This window comes from Runella sp. (genome assembly GCF_027484545.1).
GTDB lineage: Bacteria > Bacteroidota > Bacteroidia > Cytophagales > Spirosomataceae > Runella.
Genome location: NZ_JAIXST010000202.1, coordinates 1 through 3406, shown reverse-complemented (window position 1 = coordinate 3406; position 3406 = coordinate 1). Strand labels below are relative to the sequence as shown.

The 3406-nt window shown below is 43.9% G+C and carries 5 protein-coding genes and 1 tRNA gene; 4 read left to right on the top strand and 2 right to left on the bottom strand.

Annotated features, from left to right (window positions below):
* Positions 1-112: 112 nt before the first annotated feature.
* Entirely contained in the window at positions 113-796 is a 684-nt protein-coding gene (gene elbB, locus Q0081_RS18990; protein WP_298356899.1) for an isoprenoid biosynthesis glyoxalase ElbB, read from the top strand.
* 55 nt (positions 797-851) lie between these two features.
* Positions 852-938: transfer RNA gene (locus Q0081_RS18985), tRNA-Leu, on the top strand.
* Between the two features lie 67 nt (positions 939-1005).
* On the opposite strand, the gene Q0081_RS18980 is transcribed toward Q0081_RS18985, so the two are convergent.
* On the bottom strand, positions 1006-1485 hold the full coding sequence (locus Q0081_RS18980) for an ankyrin repeat domain-containing protein (protein ID WP_298356896.1): 480 nt from the start codon (positions 1483-1485) through the stop codon (positions 1006-1008).
* A gap of 359 nt (positions 1486-1844) precedes the next feature.
* On the opposite strand from Q0081_RS18980, the gene Q0081_RS18975 reads away from it, so the two are divergent.
* Positions 1845-2216: a cupin domain-containing protein gene (locus Q0081_RS18975; protein WP_298356893.1), complete on the top strand. Its 372-nt coding sequence runs from the start codon at positions 1845-1847 to the stop codon at positions 2214-2216.
* Between the two features lie 35 nt (positions 2217-2251).
* On the opposite strand, the gene Q0081_RS18970 is transcribed toward Q0081_RS18975, so the two are convergent.
* Positions 2252-2695: a hypothetical protein gene (locus tag Q0081_RS18970; protein WP_298356891.1), complete on the bottom strand. Its 444-nt coding sequence runs from the start codon at positions 2693-2695 to the stop codon at positions 2252-2254.
* A 19-nt stretch (positions 2696-2714) separates the two neighbouring features.
* Between Q0081_RS18970 and Q0081_RS18965 the strand changes: the two genes are divergently transcribed.
* Entirely contained in the window at positions 2715-3209 is a 495-nt protein-coding gene (locus tag Q0081_RS18965) for an AAA family ATPase (protein ID WP_298356889.1), read from the top strand.
* Positions 3210-3406: the final 197 nt, after the last annotated feature.

The following is a 3406-nucleotide window of genomic DNA, read 5'->3' as shown; positions in this document are numbered from 1 at the left end:
TTGTAAACTATCTAATCAGCCCAAAAGGTTGAACACCGTTTTATTGACCAAAAGTAAGGCTTAATCTAAATTTTAATCCCTAATCGCCCCATTGGGCTTAATATATTTTCAGATGAAAAAAATAGGTGTTTTATTGCACGGAAACGGCGTCTTTGACGGTTCCGAAATCCACGAATCCGTATTTACGCTGTTGGCCATTGCCGAAGCGGGCGCCGAAGCTGTTTGCTTTGCCCCCAACGTATCACAACATCACGTTCTTGATCATACAACAGGGCAGGAGATGCCCGAAACGCGTAATGTATTGGTCGAATCGGCGCGGATTGCGCGGGGAAATATCAGGGACATTGTCGATGTAAAAGCCGAAGACTTAGACGGATTGGTGATGCCAGGCGGTTTTGGAACGGCCAAAAACATTACGAAATGGGCATTTGAAGGCCCCAACGGTCCGATTTTGGATTCAGTTAAAAACCTCATCATCGATTTAGTGCGCCAAGGCAAACCCATTGCGGGCCTGTGCATGAGCCCCACCACGATTGTTAAGGCGCTCGAAGGCACGGAATTTCACGCCCATTTAAGCGTGGGTACGGCGGCCGAAGCCTCGCCCTACGACATTGCGGCTATCTCGGCGGGAATGGAATCCATTGGGCAAGTCGCCGAGATGGCATCGGTGCGTGACATTGTGGTAGATAACGACCTCAAAATCATTACGGCACCCTGCTACATGATGGAAGCGAGCGTTGTAGAAGTGCGCGAAAACATCAAACAGGCCGTAGAAAAGTTAATTTCTTTGGCGTAAACACTTGCGAAATTCATTTGGGACTACTACTTTTGCAACCCCAATCAAGGAAAAAGGCGAAGTGGTGAAACTGGTAGACACGCTACTTTGAGGGGGTAGTGGGCGTAAGCCTATGCGAGTTCGAGTCTCGCCTTCGTCACCAAAATCAACCCCGTCAGCGGCTCAAAACCCTGACGGGGGCTTTGTTTCTATCTATGCCTTGGATTTCACTATTTTCCCGTTTTGTTGTGAATTAATGCCATAATTTCCTTTCGATTCTTGGATTTGGCAAAGTCTAAGGGAGATTTCCCGTCGTGGGAAAGAAGGCTTAAATCTGCATTGGCGTCTAACAGTACTTTGGCAATGTCAACGTTGTCCTGCCAAATCGCATCGTGTAAGGCGGTATACCCGTTGTAGGGACCCTGTTTATTAATATCTATGTGGTATTCAATCAAGAGTTTAGCGGCTTCCGTTCGGCCCGCGTAGGCGGCGGCGTGTAAAGCGGTGGCTTTCATGCCCGGATCTACGGCCCGTACATCCGCACCGGCTTCTAACAGTGCTTTGAGGATTTGGTTATATCCTTTGTAGGCAGCAATCACCACGGGGGCATCATGGTTGGAATCCAACTCATTCACATCGGCTCCATTTTGAATGAGTTGTTCTACGAGCGAAAGGTTGTTTTTGTTAATGGCATTCATTAAAGCGGTCATATCCCATCCTGAGTTTTAAGTAAATTTATCTGTTGAGTAATAAGGTTTGCAGGCTATGCATAAGGAGTTCCTGTGGCGTTTGACTGGGAGGACAAATTACTAAATGTTTGCAAAATGGAAAAAGCATTCTGCCATTTTATTTTGCCGTGATCAATGAGGGGAATGGTCTACGAAATTCGTTTATGTTTGGTTTGCCCATGAAAGCCTGTGAGTCATAAAAAACGAACTTAGACGGATAATAAGTCATAACAAAAACGATGTGTGAAAAATGTAACATTACTCCTGAATTATGTAACGCTTCTATCCAATCATTATCCCAATTTTGTAATAGAACGTATAAAATTTAAAGAACTAAAATTATGGATACCAAGGAATTAGAAAATTTACCAAACAAAAACGGTAAAATAGAAGAAGGGGAAGCACATATTATCGTTGAGTTAATCGAATATGAGCATAACGCTGTTGTAAGCAAATCAATTATGAAGAAGGCAACGGGTTCAATAAATGCCCTGTCGTTTGCAAGTGGCGAAGGGCTTAACGAGAAAACTTCGGCTTTCGATACGTATGTGCAAATAATCGATGGCAGTGCAATCATTGTGATTGATGGTAAGGCCTCTACGCTTCAAACCGGAAATGGGATACTTATACCCGCTCATAAATCGAGTCGTATTGAACCAAATGGCAGATTCAAATTAATTCTGACAGTAATAAAAAGCGGATATGAAATATAACGTTGAATATCCGGAACTTCCTGCCCAAACAATACTCAATGCACAATCCCAAAAATCAAAACCAGTGCCTCATCCATTTTTTCAATGCGTTCGGGGAAGGGGTCAATAAAACTGCCATCGCTTTTTAACAAAATAGCCTCGATGAGTTTATCTTCCAATTGTATCGTACTGACCGTTATTATGTAGCTTTCGTACAAAATATCAACTCGAAATCGGGCTTTGGATAGGAAAGTTGCAGGCGGGTTCAGGAGAAAACCCGTCAACACATTGTGTTCTTGAAGGCTGTCCAATTGAACGTACGCCTTGCTTTTCAGTTGTTCCGTCAGAGCTTCTACGATAATCGGCGTATCCATATCCTTAATTTCTACGTGCTCCGTCCAAACAACCGCTTTCCGATTAGCTACAAAGCGATCTTTCTTGAAGGTTTGGGCGTGGGTTAGGATGGGAAAAAGAAAAAGCAATAGAAATTTCACAGGCATTTTTGGTGTAATTTTGGCTATGCGACACATCATCAATCTCATTGGCCCGACGGCGGTTGGCAAAAGTACAGTGATTCAGGCATTAAACGAACGGTTGCCCCACTATGAGGTGCTCGCCATTGATGATTTTCGACGTCGAATCGATGCATCCACCCCCGAAGGCGAGTCGCAGGCGTGGCGGGAGGTGTGGATTGCGGCTTTGAAAGCGGATTGCAGTATTATCGAAAGCGACGGCACGTCGCCCCATTTGTCGATGCTCCTGGACCGACTTTGGCGAGCACCGGGTACTAACATTTTAATCATTGCATTGGAAGCACCACCCAAAGTGCGTCTTAAACGTGCGCAACGGCGAATTGAAGCAGGATATGTGCCGCCGCCGTTGTCGTTTACTCCCCATAAAAAATGGATTCCGCTTTCAGAAATGTCGATTGGGCTCCGATTTACTGCGACTGTTTTGTCTCCAATTCAATTGGCAGAAGCGATTTATGCTGAGTTACCCGTTGATTTTCGTTAGGAATTATCTCCCGTTATTACCCAAATACCGAGAATTAGGGGAGTGGCGGCAGTGCTTTTTTCAATATGTTTGTAAAAGTTGGTACTGGGTTTATAATTTATGATATTTAACTTTGCGTCATGAATGTTATAGATTTTGACAAATTTAAAGAGTTACAATACTTCAATAATGAATTGTGCAAGTATCATAACAAAATA

Bases quoted from the DNA above. Each gene is read 5' to 3' on its own strand.
- elbB (WP_298356899.1), top strand. From the start codon at position 113: ATGAAAAAAATAGGTGTTTTATTGCACGGAAACGGCGTCTTTGACGGT.
- Q0081_RS18980 (WP_298356896.1), bottom strand. From the start codon at position 1,485: ATGACCGCTTTAATGAATGCCATTAACAAAAACAACCTTTCGCTCGTA.
- Q0081_RS18975 (WP_298356893.1), top strand. From the start codon at position 1,845: ATGGATACCAAGGAATTAGAAAATTTACCAAACAAAAACGGTAAAATA.
- Q0081_RS18970 (WP_298356891.1), bottom strand. From the start codon at position 2,695: ATGCCTGTGAAATTTCTATTGCTTTTTCTTTTTCCCATCCTAACCCAC.
- Q0081_RS18965 (WP_298356889.1), top strand. From the start codon at position 2,715: ATGCGACACATCATCAATCTCATTGGCCCGACGGCGGTTGGCAAAAGT.